Here is an 18,636-nt window from a genome sequence, read left to right as displayed (position 1 = left end):
CCCCTCCGTGGCTGGATCTACTGCCTGCTGGCCGGGGCCTCCTCCCATTGCAGAGGCGGATTCCAGGAGCGTCGTGCGGCCTCCCAGGCGTCATGAAACGCACTGTAGTCCGAGGCCGGGAATTCTCCCGTCCTGGCCTGAAAATCAAAGTTCATGGTGACGGTGCCGTCGTCCCCGACCGTCGAGGTGAGATTCCAGGTGGTGAACTTCGAATCTCCCCTTTGAGCCAGGGCCGCGATGGCCTCTGGACGGAGTGTGGCTGGCAGCTTCCAGGTCAGCCGGGACTTCATCTGCATCGGATAGAGGAATTCGAACCTGGTCTTGCGGTCCTTCACATACTTCGTCGCGAGGTAATCCTCCTCCCAGCAGGAAGGCAGTGTGGCCTGACGCCCGGTTGCCGTGATGGAAATGGCATCGCGCACACGATAGGTGGTGAAGAGCCGGGCGGGAACCTCCGGATTCTCGAGTGCCTCAAAGCGGAAGGAGTCCACCTGGATGGGGCCAAACTGTGCGAGGATGGCCTGGATTCGGTCACGCTGTTCCTTGGTGGTGAGCCCGGTGAAGTCGTCCCGGATGGCGGAGGCATAGTAGCCGGTCAGTTCCAACTGATCCTCCACCACCCAGTCGCGTTCACTGATGGAGATGTTCCGGCGGTTCTCCACGATGCAGCTTCCCGCTGGCACGAAACCCCGCTTGGCAATCAGCCGGGGGCCGGCCGGGTCCAGGATCAAGGCGGCACTGTGAATGGCCACGTTGGACGGGTATTGGGAAAGGCTGAGCGTTTTGTCTGTGGGATCCAGCAGCCAGTCTTTCCCCAGCGCTGGCACGTGTACCACCATGTGGTTGAACTGGTCCAGCGAAGGCAGGCTTGGCTCTGTCTCCCAGTCTGTGTTCACCAGGGCCAGGTGGCTGGGCACATCGGCCGCTTTCAGGAGCAGATGCAGCAGCAGGGAGTGGTCCTTGCAGTCTCCGTAGCGGGAGCGGAGGGTGTCAGCGCCAGTGTTGGGCCGCCGGGCCCGCACGCCGAACTCGATGGCCTTGTAGCCGATCTCTTTCTGGACATGTCGTGCCAGGGCCGCCACGCGGGCCTTGGGGTCTTTGATCCCCTCCACCAGGCCTGCCGCCAGCTCCTTGATTTCCTTGCTCACCTCCAGACGGTCCTGGATTTGTTTGAGGTAGTCCTTGCCCACCGTGGACCAGTCGCCTTCCTCTCCGCCGAGCCAGAGCATGGGGCAGAGTCGCTCGACCCAGAGGGAGTAGCTCTCTCCTTCGGTGGTGCCCTGGGGCGGCACGACCCACGCCAGGAACTTGTCGTCCTTCAGGGTCCGCACGTTCCCGCCCTGGGCAAACCGGAACTTCACGTCACGGGTCTCCCCCGTGACGAAGATGGCCTCTCTGGCGACCGGGACTGAGTTGGCGAACACCCGGCGGGCGAACTCGAAATGCGTGGCGGTGGAGAGGTCCTCGATGGTGATCTCACACTCGATGGTGCAGCCGGGCTTTACCCCTTCCACCTGGAGATGCAACACCCGGTCTGAGCTGGCCGTCCCGTCGTGAAGGTCACGCACATACGCGTCATCCACCGTGGCCCGGGAGACCAGCGCACCGGCACTGTCCCGCACCTCCAGCCGGTTCATGAAAATACGCTCGGCCAGCGGATTGAACGAATATTGCAGCGAGCTGAGATCCTTGGCCCCCTGGTTGTCCAGGATCTTCACCTTCCGGTACAGCGTGCGACGGGCTGGCTTGCCCTTCATGTAGTGATAGCCGGTGGTGCGTACGAGGGAGATGGTGGACTGGCCTTCCTCCAAGTCGTCTGGCACCTTCAGCTGATCCAGTGCGGAGAGGACCTCTGGCGGGGTCTCCACCGGCGGCAGCATCTGCTTGATGTCGGAGTTGTCCCCCTGGCCGAGGGCTGCGGAGGCGGAGCGGATGGCGCTCTGCACCTCGGTGTCTTTGGGGTTTTTCTGCGCGGCCCTCTCAAAGGTCTGCTTCGCATCCTTGTACCACTTGCGGCCCATCTGGCTCCAGCCCAGGGCCATCAGGGCGCGCGGGGACTCCGCCTCGTCCTTCAGCACTTTCTCCGCCACCTCAGCCGCCCGGGTGTGTTCCCCGGCCTCGTTGCAGTATTCGGCCAGGTCATACGCGGAGCGTTTGTTGGCGGGATCAGTCGCAAGTATTTCCTCAAACTGCTGCAGGGCGAGCTTGTGGTCCCCGCTGGTGAAGACGGTCTGTGCCAGCCAGCGCCGCACATTCAGGCTGGGGCGTCGGGCCAGCCAGACCTCACCGGAGTGGATCGCGGTCTTGTAGTCCTCCTGCTCGATCAGCAGGTTGATCCAGTCCAGCAGTTCGTTTTCATCCTTCAGCCCTTTGTTGAGCAACCCCAGGAAGTGTTTTTCCGCCTGCTGGGTCTTTCCCGTCAGAGCGGTGAGCCGCGCCCTCCGGACCTCCAGTGGCAGGTGGTCGGTGAACTTTCCCTCATAGGCCTTGTAGTAATCCAGAGCTTCCCCGGCTTGTTTTGCTTTTTCCAATGAGTTGCCAATGTTCTCCAGCAGCACAGGCTCGGCCTGGGTCTGCTCGAAGGCTTGTTTGAACCACCGGGTGGCGGCTGGGTACTCCTCCCGGTTGAAGTGGTACAGGCCGATCTGGTTGCAGGCGGCCCCGTAGTCGGTCAGGGCTTCCCTGGCCACGGCCGGGGCGGTCCCCCGTGGCTCATGCAGCTCCACCGCAGACACCGCCGTCTCCACCTTCTGGAAGTCCCCCTTGTCATCGGCGGCCCAGCCGGCCACCATCACCGCGCCCGTCGGCCAGTGGGCTACTCGAACCAGGTACCGGTACCCGGTGCCATCGTCCTGCTTCATGCGGTGCCGGATCTCCAGTCCCGAGCCTGAACTGCTGGCACCGGGGGGAGTCCACGACTTCTCCGAGCTGTTCTGGTCTTCACCGTCCATGGGGTAGGTCAGATTGATGGTGGAGAGCAGAGCTCTGGCCGCGGCATCAAGATTGACTGTGCCTTCCTCAAACCGCAGGGGCACCACCACGAACGCCTCCAGATGCCGCTGGGCGGAGAAGTCGGCGAGACGCGTCAGTTCCGCCGGGTTGGACCACTCGTTCCACATGCCGGGCTCCAGATGGGTGGCGTACCCCAGCTCCGGTCTGGCCTGGTCTTTGGCAGCCTCGCCCAGGATGAGATCTTTGTTGAGCAGGCGGAAGGAGTTCATCATGGTGCTGGCCTGCGCCTTCACCAGCGTCTCCTTGTGGTCACTCCCCCAGAAGAGGATCTGCCAGCAGAGACCACCGTGGACGGCCACCCACTGGTCGTAGTAGAGATTCATCCGCACTCCGTCGGGCCTTCCGATGGTCTGGATTCTTACGAAGTCCAGTCCGTTCAAGTGAACTTTCTCCTGGGTCTGCCGCGACGTTTTGGTGCCTGGCAACGCGCGAATTTTCACCGTCTCGCTCAGATCTTCGAGCTCGTACCCGATGCCCGTCTCCTCCGCAATGACGAGCATGAAGACTTCCGAATTTTTTAGCCGGAGGGCCATGCAGGATAGCTTGTTAAGCTGTTTGTGATTCGGGATTTCCCACCAGGATTCGTCGGCGGTGACGGAAAAATTGAACTGCTCGTTTTTTATCTCGCGAGGGATTCCCGTGGTCATGCTCAAGGGGGAGTCCCCGTCACGATCCTGGATCTGTTTCGCGACATTGATGGCCGCCGTGACGCTCATGCCGAGGACGATCACGGTGGACAGGACAATGGCCCAGATCGCCTGGGCCCGCCCCTGGCGATAGCGGCCGGAGTCATAGAGGCAGAGGCCAACGATCCCGACCGCCAGACCGCCGATCATGATCACCGCCACCGTGAAGCTGACGATCATCTGCAGCACATCGTTCCGGGCGCCCATCAGCAGAGTGAAAAAGCGCACGCCAGAGGAGAGCGCCCAGGCGATCATGACGAGCAGGAGCGCGGTGACGCACAGCGTGCTGGTGGTGGGGCGGCGCATGATCTGGGTGCACCGGATCACGCCAAACACCGTCCCGAGCGCCGCAAACACAGAACCGGCGATGGCGCCTGCCTTTTCCGCAGTCTCAAAAGTCTCCGTCAGTAGGAAGGGGGTAAATTCCATGGTGCCCCTTCTAGCGTGACCCTGTGTGCGTAGGCAACTTGGTTTTTCCGTCTTTTTAACAATCACCATCCTGTTCCGGGCCGGTGAATTGACAGGGTCAGAGGCATCTGCTGCGGCACCCGCAGGCATCAGAATGAAAGATTTGCCGTCTTGGCGGTGATGACTCCCTGACCGGCCGGCGCTGACTCCGTCCGGTCGTCTGCAACCTCTGGCTTTCTCCCCCAATGCACCATCGGTTCACTCCTGTTTCTCGTTCGCTGTCACTGCTGGCCCTGATGGCGGCGGTGAACCTTTGCGCCGTTGCCATTCACCCCGTCAGGGCCAGTGGCACGGAGGAGTGGCCCCGCTTTCGCGGACCCGATGGCAATGGCCGATGGAATCCGGCAGGACGCCCTGCGGATCTGGCGGAGTCTGAGCCGCGTCTGCTCTGGAAGGCTCCTTTGGGCGGCGGCTACGGCGGCGTGACCGTGGCCCAGGGCAAGGTGTATGTGATGGACCGCCAGTCGGGCTCCGGAAAGGCGGAGGTGGAGAGGGTCCTGTGCTTTGACGCAGCCAACGGCAAGCTGCACTGGGAGCACTCCTACCCGACGAGCTACGACTCCATGGACTACGGCAACGGTCCGCGTGCCTCAGTGACAGTGCATGAAGGGCGTGCCTATACTCTTGGCGCCCGGGGCGTGGCGGTGTGTCTGGATGCGATCACCGGCAAGGTGCACTGGCAGGTGGATCTGGTGAAGGACCACGGTGGCGTCATCCCCACCTGGGGTTTCGCAGCCTCCCCCTTCCTCTGGAGGGACACCGTGCTGCTGCACTGCGGAGCGCAACCGGGTGGCAGCGTCGTGGCTCTGGACCTGGCCAGCGGGCGCGAGCGCTGGCGCGGTGGCAGTGATCCCGCCGGCTACTGCACCCCCGTCGTGATCCAGTCGCCCACCGGTCCCCAGCTCATCCAGTGGGGCCCCAAGCACATCACCAGCATGAACCCGGACTCGGGCGTGGAGCACTGGCGCTTTCCCTATGAAATCACCTATGGCGTCTCTATTGCCCAGCCCCTGTATCATGAGGGGTTGCTCTTCGTGTCCGGCTACTGGCACGGCTCCCGCGCCCTGCGTCTGGGGGAGAAGGACGTCAAGGAGGTGAACCTTGCCTGGAGCGAGGAAAAAAACCTGTGCGGCCTCATGAGCCAGCCCCTGTACAAGGACGGGTACGTGTACCTCCTCACCAAGGCGGAGGGTGTCGTCTGTTTCCGTCTTCAGGACGGCAGGGTGCAGTGGAAAGACGGCCATCAGTTGACGCCCAAAGACCGCAACCCCCAGATCAGCCTCGTCTGGCTGGATGAAAAGCAGAATCTCGCCTGCGGCCTCAATGCCAGCGGCGAGCTCTTCTACGCCCGCTTCACTCCGGAGAAGATGGAGGAGCTCGCCCGTCATCAGATCATTGGCAAGACCTGGGCGCATCCAGCGTTCGCCGGGAACCGCGTGTTCGCCAGGAGCGACTCTGAATTGCGGGCGTGGCAGGTTTGGTAGGGAGGCGAGGTTATTGGTTCGTGTGGAGGGTTATATCATGAACCTGGTGGAGCGGCCAGCAGGAGGCTGTTGGGGTGACCTCTCGCATGCTGCACGGAATCAGGGGCTGGCCACATCAACCCGCCCTCTCCGCCACTTGCCGGACAACCAACCCCCGCACGCACACATCGCTCCCCAACACCTCCACGCGTGCCTTCTCCAGCTCCACGGATTTCGCTCCCAGGGCAAAATCAAGCCCGCCCACCGCCATGGTGCCGCCGCCGCAGATTCTGGGGGCAATGTACCAGCACACCTCATCCACCGCCCCAGCGGCAAAGGCCTGGCCTAGAAGGTTGCCGCCGCTCTCCAGCAGCAAGCTGGTGATTCCCCGGGCGGCCAGTTCCTGGAGGATCTCAGGGAAACAACGTTCCCCCTCCAGCACGAGGGTTCGCTCCTTGAACTCGTCATTGAACAGGTTCGCGCCCCTGGGCAAATCCCCTCCGCGGGTCACCACCACGCGCCAGGGCTGGATCTTCCCCTCCGGTACGGCATCGCCGCGCAACGTGAGCCGCGGGTTGTCACGGCGGAGCGTCTCCGCGCCGATGAGGATGGCGTCACTCTGCACCCGCAACTGCATGGCATGAGCGCGTGAGACCTCGCTGGTGATCCACTGGGATTCCCCCGGAGGGCGGGTGAGGCGGCCATCCAGGCTTTGCCCCGCCTTGGCCACCACATAGGGCAGGCCGGTCGTGATCCATTTGGCAAAGGGGCGCAGTACCTCCTCGCACTCCTCACGCAGGACGCCGCTCAACACCGCGATGCCCGCCTCCTGGAGCAGACGGTCGGCCGCCCCGGCATGCCCCGGATTGGGATCCGTGGCTCCATAGACGACGCGGCTCACCCCGGCCTTCGCCAGCGCCACCGTGCATGCGCCAGTGCGACCGTGGGTGGAGCAGGGTTCGAGGGTGACATAGGCCGTCGCCCCGCGAATCTCCGCCCCGTGACCGTTCGCTTCTGCGTTCCGTAGAGCCTCCACCTCCGCGTGTGGCTGGCCCACCCGATGGTGCCAGCCCTGTCCGATGAGGCGGCCCTCATTCACCAGGACCGCGCCTACGGCGGGGTTGGGCGAGGTGAGACCAATACCACGCCGGGCCTCGGCCAGGGCCAGGCGCATCCACTTTTCGTCTTCTGGGAGCTGCATGTGAGGAACCTCCTCCGCTCTACCACACAAAGATGCCCTTTCACCGGAAAACCTTTGTGTTGCGCCCCCGGCCTGTGTTTTGATGCGCGTGCATGACGACCAAGCAGCGCGCCCAGCTTTACCATGAATTTGCCAAGCTGTTGGGGGCGGGCATGCATCTGGACCGCTCCGTGGATTTGCTGCTGGAGCAGGGGCCCCCGGCTTCCATGCGTTCCTACCTGAACGGCATCAAACAAGGGCTGGCCGAACGGCTCAGCTTCACAGAATCCGTGGCCCGGCACAACGCCGGCATTGTCACACCCCTGGAGATCAGCCTGCTGGATGCTGGGGAGAAAGGCGGCCGCCTCGAGGCCTCCTGCGAGCACCTCGCGCACTACTTCGAGCTTCGCCAAAAGAGCCGGGACAAGGCCATCGGGGCCCTCATTTACCCCGTGCTTCTGCTGCATGTGGGCGCTCTCTTCCCGGATTTCACCCGCATGTGGAATGGCGGCGGCTTGCAGGACTACCTGCTCCAGACCGGCGGTCGCTTGCTGATGATCTGGGCGGCGCTAGCCGTGTTGGGGGCCTGCTGGTGGTTCGTGCTCAAGATGGCCGCCCAGTCCCCTGGGGTGGACCGCTTGCTGGGCAGCATTCCGCTGGTGGGCGGCGCACGTCGCCACTGGGCGCTCGCCCGGTTCTGTCAGGTGTTCGAGACGGGGCTGCTGGCGGCTTTGCGCATCTCAGAAATCCTGCGGATGGCGGGTAAAGCCTCCCAGAGCGCCGTGCTGGAGGGGGCAGGCTTCAAGGCCGCCCAGAGTGTGGAGGACGGTCAGGCCCTGGCACCAGCGCTGAAAGCTACCGGAGCGCTTCCCAAATCCTTGGGGAGCGCCGTGGATACCGCGGAACAGACAGGAACACTGGACATCGAGATGGGTCGCTGGGCTCGCGCCGAGGCCGAGCTCGCCTCCCGCGCCCAAGATCGGGCCGCCGAGTGGCTGCCCCGCATTTTTTACGTCTTGGTGTTGCTTTACATCGCTTGGCGGGTGATCAGCATGGCCCTCAGCTACATGGGCCCGCATGGCATGATTCAGCAGATGCTGGACGGCATCTAAGCCTCCTGCACTGGGGCAGTGACCTCCAGTGCAGAAACATTTCTCAAAATAGGAGTTGCAACTCCTGTTCAATCGAACATTATCGCTCTCAACTGTTCACCAAACTCTAATACCGACACCGTATGGCCCGCGCACCCAAAGAAACGTCCTCTGAACCCGTCTCCAACAAGATTGCAGACGCCCGGGCCAAGAATCTGGAGATGGCGATCCAGCAGATTCACAAGGATTATGGTGAAGGTTCCATCCTGCGGATGGGCGAGGAGAATCGCACGGAAATCTCCATCATTCCTACTGGCAACCTCCTTATTGACCAAGCTCTTGGCATAGGCGGCTTTCCCCGCGGTCGTGTGGTCGAAGTGTACGGCCCGGAATCTTCCGGTAAAACCACGCTGACCCTCACGGTCATCGCCCAGGCTCAGAAAACCGGCGGTCTGGCCGCCTTCATCGACGTGGAGCATGCTCTTGATCCCAACTACGCCCGGAAACTGGGAGTGAAGATGGAAGAGCTCCTCGTCTCCCAGCCCAGCAGCGGTGAAGAAGCCCTGCGCATCTGTGAGACGCTGGTGCGCTCCAACGCCCTTGATGTGATCGTCATCGACTCCGTGGCCGCCCTCGTCACCCGCCAGGAACTGGAAGGGGAGATCGGCGACGCCACCGTGGGGGCCCAAGCCCGCCTTATGAGCGCGGCCCTACGGAAGCTCACCGCCATCATCTCCAAAGCCCGCACTTGCTGCATCTTCACCAACCAGATCCGTGAGAAGGTGGGCGTCATGTTCGGCAACCCCGAGACGACCCCTGGTGGCAAGGCCCTTAAGTTCTACTCCAGCGTCCGCATCGACATCCGCCGTATTGGAGCCATCAAGAGCTCGGACGGCACCACCACCGGGAACCGCACCAAGGTCAAGGTGGTGAAAAACAAGCTCGCGCCTCCGTACACTGAGGCCGAGTTTGACATCATGTACAACGAAGGCATCAGCGGCGTGGGTTCGCTGCTCGACCTCGCCCTCGAGTACGACATCCTTCAGAAGCGCGGATCGTGGATCAGCTACAAGGGCACTCAACTCGCCCAAGGGCGCGACGCTTGCAAAGAGGCCCTCAAGGCCGACACCGCCCTTTATGCGGACGTCGAAGAGCAGGTCAAAGCCCGCCTCGCTGAGAAACTCGCCAACAGCGGTAGCAAAAGCAGCCGCAGCAACGGCGCGGGCCTGCCCAGCGCCGCCATCAGCGACGACGAAGCCGGAGAATAATTCACCGGGGAAGGACAGCAGGGCAATGCCAGGCTGGCTCGCACCCCTCTGCGTCGGTTCCACGATCTCGGCAGCGGACAGATCCTGTCCGCTGGAGGGAAGTCCGTCGGCGCATTATTTATCTCGGGGAGACTGGGGCCATTTTTGTTCCTCGGTTACTGACACACCCCCTGAAACTAAAGAAGCCGGACGGACCGAGTGGCCCCGTCCGGCTTCTTCTCTTGTCGGGCATGGTCGAGAAGTCGTCCGACCGTCTTCGTCGGTCCGGGGCGCATGTCCCATGACCGTGGCGCTGCCTTGCCTTCGGGACTGAACTGGGCGCGGGAGGCTCAGGGCGTGCCGTCGGTGGCAGAGGGGCTGAGTTGAACGCATGTCCTTGCTACGATGGTGCCGATCGCGACCATCCACCCAGTGCGCTTGGAAGCCCTCCACAGTGGGTGGCAATGTCACAATGGAATGTTTTTGTCCAAACAGGGTCTAAGAACCTCCCGCCACCTTCCCTTCCCTCTGGAACGACTGCCAGTCTTTGGCAAACGCTTCATTCACCAACCAAGATGCGGTTGCCTTCTCGCCGGAGTAGGTCTGAAACGGGGCGGTCTTGAGCGTCTGATACCCACCTGTAGCCGGATCCCAGTTCTTCCCCAGGTTGCCGGATTCCACGGCGGGCACGGTCAGTTTGATCGGTCCTTTTCCCGGATCACTATCTGTGGGTACCCGGGCGGCGAAAGTATGGCGGAGGAAGGAGAAGACGAGGGGCCAGGTCTTCCCGCCGGGGCCGTGACCCGTCTTGGGCTCCACGGTAGAGGTCCAGAGGGCGGCGTGTTTCTTGCGCATGACTTCCACCACGGTCAGGTTTTCCTCCTTGGAAGGGCGGGCGAGGAAGGGATCGTCTTCGCCAAAGATCACAAGCCCAGGCACTTGAGCCGCTCCGGGCTGGTACACCTGGAAGGTCGTGCCGGGTCGCATGGACACCCAGGCCCAGACGCGGCTGCTCTCGGTGGCGGTGAAAATGGCAGAGAAGCCGGTGCCGTTGGAGTGACCGTAGAGGAAGAGCGGCGCGTTCGCCAGCTCAGGGTGTCCCGACTTTTGGCCGAATTCCTTGAGCCGGTCGTAAAGCAGACTGCGGGGCCAGAAGCCACGCTGCATGGGATTGCCCACGAACTTGAACAGTGCGAGGTTTAGCTCTGTAGCCAGCTTGCGCAGTTCCGGATGTTTGAAGAGGTTTTCTCCACTGCCGTGACCGGACATGACCACGATGCCCTTTGCGGTTTTCACGCCGGCGGGGATCCATAGGTCAAACTTCACGTCCTCCTTCTTCCCCTCGCCCTTGGCTGCCACCGCCTGCCGCCACTCTTCATCGGTGAGCCGCCAGTCCCAGTTGCGGGACACCGCCTGCTGCGGGGAGGGCGTGCCCCACTTGGCCTCATCCAGCACACCGTCCCAGGTTTTCTGTTCCTTGGGCTGCGTGTTGGCCCGCACCCAGCCGAGGCTGTGACACTCCGGGAGCTGCACGGTCTCGGTGAGCTCTACATCGGAGGCGTGGACCGCAGACGCAATCCCCGCTGTCAGGGCGAGCAGGGAGAGGCTGCGGATGGCAGCATGAAGAGGCGGCAGGAACGAAGGGCGCATGAGCGTGGATAGAGACAGGGAACGAGGCGAGACCGGATAGTAATGGGCCAGAGTGCGGGTCTTATCATCACGTCTGCGCTTTTCTCCATGGCACCGACAGTGGCAGGGTGGGCTTAAGTGGACGTGATGCCTCGAACTAGGGGGGGCGGTCAGCGAAATGTTGAGGGAGGAAAGTGGGAAGCCTAGCTGAGGTCGCCCGCCCGGTTGGAGACTCCCATGGGTGACAGGTTCTGCGGAATGTCCTCCTACAGGTCCTGCTCAGGTCTTCTGTCAGGAGTCTTCAAGTCTTACGTCTCCTGCGAAGCGGCCCTTGATTTTTTCGGGGCCGCTACGAAATGCGAAACGCGGTGTCTAAGGGTCCTGTCCGGATGCCGCTGTGAGTTGATCCCGATTGCACGTATCCCTCTGTCTCCCAAGACCACAACCCGGTCCGGGAACTCCAAAATATCTCCCATCGCCATGAGGTTTCACCCCCCTAGAGAATCCTTTCTGTGGCTTAAGGCCTTGTGGAATCACTGGCGGAATGGCCGTTTCACCCGCTCGCAACTGGAGGCGGCGCAGCTGCGCAAATTCCGCAAACTTGCGGCTTGGGCGCAAGCGCGATCCCCATACTACCGTCGCCTTATGAAAGAGCGGCAGATCGACCCCGCCACGTGTGTGCCGACGGACTTCCCTTTGCTGACCAAGCGGGAGGTGAATGAGCATTTTGACGAAATCGTCACGGACCGCCAGATCAGCCGTCAGCGCATCGCCGATTTCCTCGCCCGTTCGGCGGATCCGGCGGAGTTGATGGATGGCAAATATCACGTGCTGCACACGTCTGGCACCTCTGGCACCATCGGTTACTTTGTTTACTCCAAGGCCGACTGGATTCGCGGTGCCAGCCAGGTGGCGCGGGCTTCACGCTTGCGGTGGCGGAAGCGCGTGGCATTTGTCGCAGCCACCCAGGGCCACTTTGCCGGCGTGAGTCTCATGCTGACTGGCAACCAGGGGTCCAACAGCTTCTTCCACGACGTGCGGACCTTCGATGTCGGCCAGCCGCTGGGCAAGATCGTGGAGGAGCTCAACCGCTTCCAGCCGGAGGTGTTGAGCGGCTACGCAGCCATCCTGAAGATGCTGGCCGAGGCCCAGGAGCGCGGCGAGTTGCGCATCCAGCCAACGGAACTGGGCAACGGCGGCGAACCGCTGCTGCCGGATGTGAAGGCGTATCTGGAGCGGGTCTTCGGCGTGCCCGTGCTCAATGGCTACGCCTCCAGCGAGCATCTCTACATGGCCATGTCACTGCGCGGGGTGGAAGGCATGCACCTGCTGGAGGACGACCTCATCTTTGAACTGGGTGACGACTACACCGCAGTGACGAATTTGTTCAACGAGACCATGCCCCTCATCCGGTACCGCATGGACGACGTGCTGGTGCCCGACCGCGAGGCCGCTCCCAGCCGGTACCCCTATACCCGCGTACGGGAGGTGGTGGGCCGGCAAGAGAACGCCCTTGTCTTTACGAACGTGCACGGGCAGGAGGATTTCATTCATCCGATTGTTGTGGCAGAACTGGTTGTGCCGGGCCTAAACGCCTGGCAGGTGGTGCTGGAGGACAAGACCTCCTTCCGCTTTCGCGCCCGCCTGGAGAACGGCCTCGGAGTAGAGGAAAGAACTTCCACCCACGAAGCCGTCCATCGCACCCTGCGCGGGCTGCTGGAGGGCAAGGAGATGTCCAACGTGAGATTCCAGGTGGAGGAGGTGGATGATCTGGCGGTAGATCCACGCTCTGGAAAGTTCCGTCTGGTGGTGAAGGAGTGATGGAATTAGGAATTAGGAATTGTCTGGCCCGTTGTCTCATGAACCCGGAGGGTTCGCCATGAATAGCCATGGGTCGGCCGAGCGAAGCGAGGACTACCCATGGTTGGTTGGGGGTCGAATTCTACCGCGGAGCGGTAGGCCCATAGCGACCAGAGAATCTGCTGGGTGCATCTCGGGAATGACGTCAGGGGTCTGGCCACACGATGGGCTTACCGCTCCGCGGTAGCATCTGAATGGAAGCTTTCCACGGGTAGCCCTCGCTACACTCGGTCGACCCGTGGCTACGCATGGTGAACCCTCCGGGTTCGAGTTCCCAAGCCCGGTTGCGATGATGCGCCTCGTGCTGCTGCCAGTGTGAACTTCCCACCCGGGAATGTCACAAGGTATGTTATGGGTGGGAACCAAGGTGTGTAAAACTTGGCTCTCCCAATATTCTCCACGCCGCCCATGGGAATCGTCGGCCTCATTTTCCGCACCCCAATTTTTAAAAAAATCGGGAACCTAATGCAAAAAATCTTGCCAATTCCGGCAAAGAGTGTATAGATGAACACCCGTCTTCAAAAAAGAAGCACCCCAAAAGAAACAACAGACAAATACACCCCGCTTCTTTTAGGCGGCGCGGTCATGCGGTTTACACCAACAAGGTGTCTGCATGCCGCCGTGAAAACCACACCCCTAAAAACCATGCATACTCATGCCCTCATCCAAAACGAAACACTGTCCTTCGAGCTGCTGGCTGCCAAGCTGGCCGAAGATCAGGCGTGTCTCGCCGCGGGAGGTCGGGTCGGGGACAGTGGTATGATCGCGCCCCGTCTGGGCGGATCGGAGGACAAACGAACGCAGCTGGCCCATCGTCTGGCCCGCCATCTCTTCCCTTGTGAAGACAAGGACCGGACGTTCGCATACATCCAGTATGGCCGCCTGCTGGCAAAGCTCCGCCAGGCCTGGCTGGAGCAGCGCGAGATCGAGGAGCCAACGCATGTGGAGGACAATCCGTACCGCATCGCCCGGCTCCCGGGACATCGTGCCCAGTTTGAAGCCCTTCTGCAGGCGCCGTTCTCGGACGGCATCCTGCATCCTACACCCATGCCGGTGGATATCGCCCCGTTGGAAGATTTGAAACCCGTGTTCCAGCATCTGGAGTCCGGCACAGGCGCTCCTGAATCCCTGCCCCGCATGGAGTTCACGCGTGGTGCTCTCGACTGCGAGGGCCGCATGGACATGTGCAAGCAGGTCGTGGCCGACCGCCACATCGGCACCCTGGTGGATTCCGTGCAACACAATGTCAACGTCCAGCACTTCCTCCTCGGCAATAACATCGTGGGGGATGCGGGTGCCGCTCAGGTTGCCCGGTTGGTGAGCAATCCCCAGACAGGTGCGTCCCTCCAGACCCTTTATCTGGCCGGGAATTGCATCGGCACCAGCGGCTCGGCTGCGCTCGCGGACGCGTTGCGGGACAATCGCACTGTGAAATCCCTGTGGTTGAAGCGCAATCCGCTTCATCTTGAAGGGGTGCAGCATCTTGCCTCCATGCTGGAGACCAATGCCTCCCTGGAGACGCTGGATCTGGCAAATACCGGGCTCTTTGACGAGGGCATCGCCGTGCTTTTTGGCAGCCTGCGGAAGAACTCCACCCTGCGCACGCTCTACATTGATGCCAATGGCATCACGCCTGCGGGTGCGCGGCACATCGCCTCCTACTTTGAGTTCTTGAAGTCGGAGGGGCGTGTGGGACTTACCGGTTTGTTTGCCTCCATCAACCGTCTCGGTGACGAAGGCGCGCGGCTGATCGCGGAGTCCGTGAAGGGTTGCGAACATCTGGTGCGGTTGGAACTTTCATCGAACCGCATCCAGCACGCCGGTCTGGAGTCCCTTCTGGAGGCTGGCTCCAGTCTGCCTGCGCTGCGGTATCTGGGTGTGGGCTTCTACAAGTCCACCTCGGACCTCGGGGAGCTGCCCAACTACTTTGACGGCTCGTGTGCGGATATCATCGCGGACTTCCTCCGCCACAACCAGACCCTGCAGGTGCTTGATCTGCGGGATACCAATCTCCGCCCCGGCGGGTTGGAGCTGATTGTGGAGGCCCTGGAGTCGAATCGCTCCCTGCTGCATCTCTATGCTGACCAGTATGGAGCGTCGCTCGACCCTGTCTATCGTCAGCGGCTCGATGCGCTCCTGGCCTGCAACGTGGAGGCCACGCTGGGGCTCTCCCTCAGGAAGTTCCGTAAGAATCCGCTGCGCTTCATCAAGCACACGGAAAACATCCGTCACATCGACAGCATCTACCGCAACCGCATGTAAGCCCCGGCTTCTGCGTGAAGTGAAAGACTTGAACACACTGCCGGCGGCGCACCGCATCGGACTGGGCACCTATCAACTGGGTTCCCGGACCTATGAGGTGTGCCGTACCGCATTGGACCTTGGCTACCGGCATTTCGATACCGCTGCCCTTTATCGCAATGAGGCGGAGGTGGCTCGTGCCGTGGCGGATGGCGGAGTCTCCAGGGAGGAGCTGTTTGTTGTTTCCAAGATCCTTTCAAAGGACGTGGCCGTGCCCGCACGGGTGCTCCCCGCCGCACGCGAAACTGTGAAGCGCCTTGGCCGGGTGGATCTGCTGCTGCTTCATGCTCCCGCCGGGGGCTGGTTGCGGGCCTGGGAGCTGTTGCAAGAAGTCGGCAATTGGCCGGAGGTGGGCGCAGTGGGCGTGAGCAATTTTGACCTGCGGCATTTAGAAGCTTTGGTGGCAAATGGATTGCCCTTGCCTGCCTGGAACCAGATTGAGGTCAGCCCCTTCCTGCCACGAACGGCCCTCGTTCAGTGGTGCCAGCGGCATGGGGTATGGGTCGCAGCGCATTCGCCCTTGGTCAAGGGGCGGCGAATGGATGATCCAGTGTTGAAGGAAGTGGCTGCTCAGAACAAGGTGACACCGGCACAGGTGTTGATTGCCTGGTCTCTGGCCCAACGGCTGGTCGCGCTCCCTCGCTCGTCCCAACCCGCGCATCTGGCAGAGAACCTGCAAGCCCTCCAGATGGCGCTTACAGCTCAGGAGCTGCTTCGCCTTGCTGCCCTGGAGGACGGCTTTGCCACGCATCCTCAGCATGCCCCCGCAGCCGGGCGATGAAGGGAGGCACTGGACGACTGCGGAAACTCGCGCACATTTTGGGCATGTTAAATACCCCCTTCTCCCTTCGTACGGCTGCTCGTCTCCTGACGGCAGCTTCCGCCTTCAGTGTGCTTGCGGCAGCGGCGCCCCTGACCATGGCGCAGGAACTTGCCAAGGCCGATCCTCTGGTCGGCTATATGGAAACCAGCCACGGACAGCTCCTCAAAGCAGCAGAGCATCTCCTGCGCGAGGAAGTGAAACCGCACCTCACCTCCAACGACGCCGATACGCTCCAGGCGGCCAATGAGGTGATCCGCCTGCTCGACATGAAACGTGAGCCCATGCCCATTCCCTCCACCTTCGTGGGGAAATGGCGGGTGCGCAGCATTCAGGGCTCGAACCTCGGGGTTTATGCCTATCCTTTCTTTTCCTGTGAAATCCGTCGTGAAGGGGCCAAGGGCATTGCCTTCCAGAAACACAGCGGTTCCCAGCGTCGGGTGGGTGTGCTGCTGCCTTACTCGGCAGACTCGCTGCTCTTTCTCGGCGGCAGCTATTATGAGGACGACAAGCCACAGGGTTATAGCAACCTCCGCGGCGGCAAGGGTGCCGGGTCAGATGCTGGGCAGGAAGATCGCGACAGTGTCGGCCAGCTCTATCAATTGGCCCCTGGGCATTTGCTCATGATCTTCGCGCCCATTAGCGGGCGTGGGGAGATCTATGAGCTCAAGAAGAGTTAGGGTTGGAGTTCCGTCCCGCATGCGGGACCAATGCCATCAGGGAAAAGTGGAGAGGTCGAGCATCTCCCTTTTGTGAAAGTATTGAGGGCCGAAGGTCCGGCATCATTGCAGCCTTGGGCAACGCCCAAGGCAGGCGCTCGTTTTAGATGTTGAGGGCTGTAGGTCCGACGTCATTCAGGGATGCTCGTCATAGGCAGACTTGATGACACCGGGCCTACAGCCCTCAAGGGTAGTTTGGCCATCTATCCCTGGGGCGTTGCCCCAGGCTGGTATGAACCCGGACCTTCGGCCCTTCTGAAAGGGGCTCACCAGTTACAGTCGTGGCGGTTGCACCATCGCGGCTCCGAGGCGCGCCAAGGCAAACGAGCAAGACGATGCGTTTTCCCTGATGGCATTGGCGTTTACACGGTCAGGGCGCGTTACCCCTGAGGTGGCATTCGGTGACGGCGGGCATGAGTGATGGTGCGTCGTTTCCTTCGCTCCCAAGCCGGTTGGCACAACCGGACTACGCCCTTCGTTCCGCTGGCCTGTTCAGGTGCTCTCCGCCATCTATGGCACGGGTGGAAAGAACGCTGATGTTACCGCCCGGGTGAAGGATCTGGTGGAGAACCAGCGCGCTTTCTTTGCGGTTGACCCCCCCTTAGTCTGGGGGCGGACCCCAATCCCTGCTGGAACAAGGGACTCACCATTATGTACATGAAGGATGGCGTGCGCCGCGAGCAGCATCGGGGCGGGACGGGGTGATTGCAATTGCCATTGCGGGCAACCCATTTCTGAGGATGCTTGCCCGCCATGTTCGCCCGTCTCCCGCGCTTCCTCTCCCTCCCTCTGGTGGCATGCACTCTCGCGACCGGCACGGTCACGTGCCTCGCCGATCAGTTCGTGCTCTTCGACACGACCTTCACCTTCACGAAAGAGGACGCAGACAACGCCAAGCCAAGCAAGTCGCACTACTATGTGAAGAGCGACAAGCTTAATCCCGCACGGCCCAAGGACTGGACCGCTCCGGTGGACTATCGCAACGGCACCGCCCATGTGCGGCTGGAAGTGCTGGACAAACCGGCCGGTGGAGAGGCCACGACGTGGAGCGTGTGCTACATCCCTTACAAGGGGCAGAACCACGGTTACGGCGCCTTCAACACAGACGTGTACAAGGAGAAGGGCGTGTATGAGCGGGACATCCCCATGACCAAGTTCTGGCAGAACAACGACATCCTTTGGAATGAGGGGATCAAGGAAATGCACCTCGTCATCAAGGACAACAGCGGCGGCAGCGGCCATGCTCACAAGCGGGTGGATCACGAGAAGTTCTTTCCCACCAGGGTGCGCATGACGGTCGTTCAAGTCTCTGCCGGATCAACCTACGACCCCAAGCTGCTTGCCGAAACGCTCAAGCAGACGGGCAAACCCTAGTCTGGCTTCAACGATCACGTCACCCCTTCCGCCGTCGTAGCCCGGAGGGCATCGTCCTGCACCCGGCCACCGCGCAAGCTCGGCCACGGTGGGGATTGAATGAAAAGTGAGCGCCTTCGGAGGACTTTGGGACCAGTGGAGGAAAATTTTCTGTAACTCTCGGTCGGAAGAGGACAGTTTGCATGATGAAGACGCGGCCCCGCCCGCACTTCCCCCCAGCCGCTGTACCGCATCCTCCCAACTTTACTGACATCCTTCAATCCCATGGCCGACAACGACACTCCTGCTTCGACCCCCTCCGCAGAACCCTTGAACTTGGAAAAGCTCATGGAGGAAGTGGGGCCCCTCATTGAGGCGGGAGAGGTCCGCCAGTATGAGCCCAACCGCTGGGCGATCGCATTTGACGATGACTTTGGCGTGGAAGTGGAGCACGACGTGGACCTGAACAAGCTCGTGCTCTATACGAACCTGGGCCACCCGCCTGCCGGAGACGAGGCTGCCTCATATAAACTGTTGCTGCACGTCGCCACCATGTGGCGGGAGACTGGCGGCCTTCGCATGGGGCTGGACCCGGTGGATGACTCCGTGGTCCAGATCTATGACTTCCCGCTCGCCGGTGTGGAACTGGAAGACCTGGAAGTGCAGATCCGCAACTTCGCCGATACCGCTCTTCACGCCCGGAAAGTCCTCGCCGGGGCCGGCAGCACGGCCCAGGACAGTGAGAGCTCCGATGACAGCCTGCACTTCATGCGCGTCTAATTTCTGATACATTTCCCATAACCCACA

12 protein-coding genes are annotated in these 18,636 nt (G+C 61.6%); 9 read left to right on the top strand and 3 right to left on the bottom strand.

Features of this window, described 5'->3' with window-relative positions; genetic code table 11:
- Nucleotides 1-17: 17 nt before the first annotated feature.
- On the bottom strand, nt 18-4,127 hold the full coding sequence (locus tag VSP_RS32330) for a DUF3857 domain-containing protein (RefSeq protein ID WP_009965970.1): 4,110 nt from the start codon (nt 4,125-4,127) through the stop codon (nt 18-20).
- Nucleotides 4,128-4,351: 224 nt separating this feature from the next.
- On the opposite strand from VSP_RS32330, the gene VSP_RS32325 reads away from it, so the two are divergent.
- Nucleotides 4,352-5,650, top strand: coding sequence for an outer membrane protein assembly factor BamB family protein (locus VSP_RS32325; RefSeq protein WP_009965969.1), 1,299 nt, complete (start codon nt 4,352-4,354; stop codon nt 5,648-5,650).
- Between the two features lie 115 nt (nt 5,651-5,765).
- Here the strand turns inward: VSP_RS32325 and ribD are convergent, their stop codons facing one another.
- The gene (gene ribD, locus VSP_RS32320) at nt 5,766-6,830 is read right to left on the bottom strand and encodes a bifunctional diaminohydroxyphosphoribosylaminopyrimidine deaminase/5-amino-6-(5-phosphoribosylamino)uracil reductase RibD (protein WP_009965968.1); all 1,065 of its coding nucleotides are present in this window, start codon (nt 6,828-6,830) and stop codon (nt 5,766-5,768) included.
- A 92-nt stretch (nt 6,831-6,922) separates the two neighbouring features.
- Here ribD and VSP_RS32315 point away from each other — a divergent pair, with 92 nt between their 5' ends.
- Both VSP_RS32315 and recA read left to right on the top strand, forming a co-directional pair.
- Complete coding sequence (locus VSP_RS32315) at nt 6,923-7,921, top strand: type II secretion system F family protein (protein WP_009965967.1); 999 nt, start codon at nt 6,923-6,925, stop codon at nt 7,919-7,921.
- Between the two features lie 122 nt (nt 7,922-8,043).
- Entirely contained in the window at nt 8,044-9,168 is a 1,125-nt protein-coding gene (gene recA, locus VSP_RS32310) for a recombinase RecA (RefSeq protein WP_009965965.1), read from the top strand.
- 477 nt (nt 9,169-9,645) lie between these two features.
- Here recA and VSP_RS32305 read toward each other — a convergent pair whose 3' ends face one another.
- A complete protein-coding gene (locus VSP_RS32305) occupies nt 9,646-10,797 on the bottom strand; it encodes a dienelactone hydrolase family protein (RefSeq protein ID WP_009965962.1) in 1,152 nt (383 codons plus the stop codon).
- Between the two features lie 459 nt (nt 10,798-11,256).
- Between VSP_RS32305 and VSP_RS32300 the strand changes: the two genes are divergently transcribed.
- The 6 genes from VSP_RS32300 (at nt 11,257) to VSP_RS32275 (ending at nt 18,609) form a co-directional block, all read left to right on the top strand.
- Complete coding sequence (locus tag VSP_RS32300; protein ID WP_157211184.1) at nt 11,257-12,597, top strand: phenylacetate--CoA ligase family protein; 1,341 nt, start codon at nt 11,257-11,259, stop codon at nt 12,595-12,597.
- Nucleotides 12,598-13,281: 684 nt separating this feature from the next.
- On the top strand, nt 13,282-14,898 hold the full coding sequence (locus VSP_RS42850; protein WP_009965959.1) for a leucine-rich repeat domain-containing protein: 1,617 nt from the start codon (nt 13,282-13,284) through the stop codon (nt 14,896-14,898).
- 28 nt (nt 14,899-14,926) lie between these two features.
- Nucleotides 14,927-15,718, top strand: coding sequence for an aldo/keto reductase (locus VSP_RS38495; RefSeq protein ID WP_157211182.1), 792 nt, complete (start codon nt 14,927-14,929; stop codon nt 15,716-15,718).
- A gap of 44 nt (nt 15,719-15,762) precedes the next feature.
- Nucleotides 15,763-16,437, top strand: a complete 675-nt coding sequence (locus VSP_RS40415; RefSeq protein ID WP_157211181.1) for a DUF4893 domain-containing protein — start codon at nt 15,763-15,765, stop codon at nt 16,435-16,437.
- 792 nt (nt 16,438-17,229) lie between these two features.
- The gene (locus tag VSP_RS32280; protein WP_009965953.1) at nt 17,230-17,850 is read left to right on the top strand and encodes a hypothetical protein; all 621 of its coding nucleotides are present in this window, start codon (nt 17,230-17,232) and stop codon (nt 17,848-17,850) included.
- Nucleotides 17,851-18,114: 264 nt separating this feature from the next.
- Nucleotides 18,115-18,609, top strand: a complete 495-nt coding sequence (locus VSP_RS32275; protein WP_009965952.1) for a type III secretion system chaperone — start codon at nt 18,115-18,117, stop codon at nt 18,607-18,609.
- The last annotated feature ends 27 nt before the right edge of the window (nt 18,610-18,636 follow it).

It is taken from the genome of Verrucomicrobium spinosum DSM 4136 = JCM 18804 (genome assembly GCF_000172155.1).
Lineage (GTDB): Bacteria > Verrucomicrobiota > Verrucomicrobiia > Verrucomicrobiales > Verrucomicrobiaceae > Verrucomicrobium > Verrucomicrobium spinosum.
The sequence above is the reverse complement of the archived record's forward strand: the minus strand, read 5'-3'. Positions and strand labels throughout refer to the sequence as shown.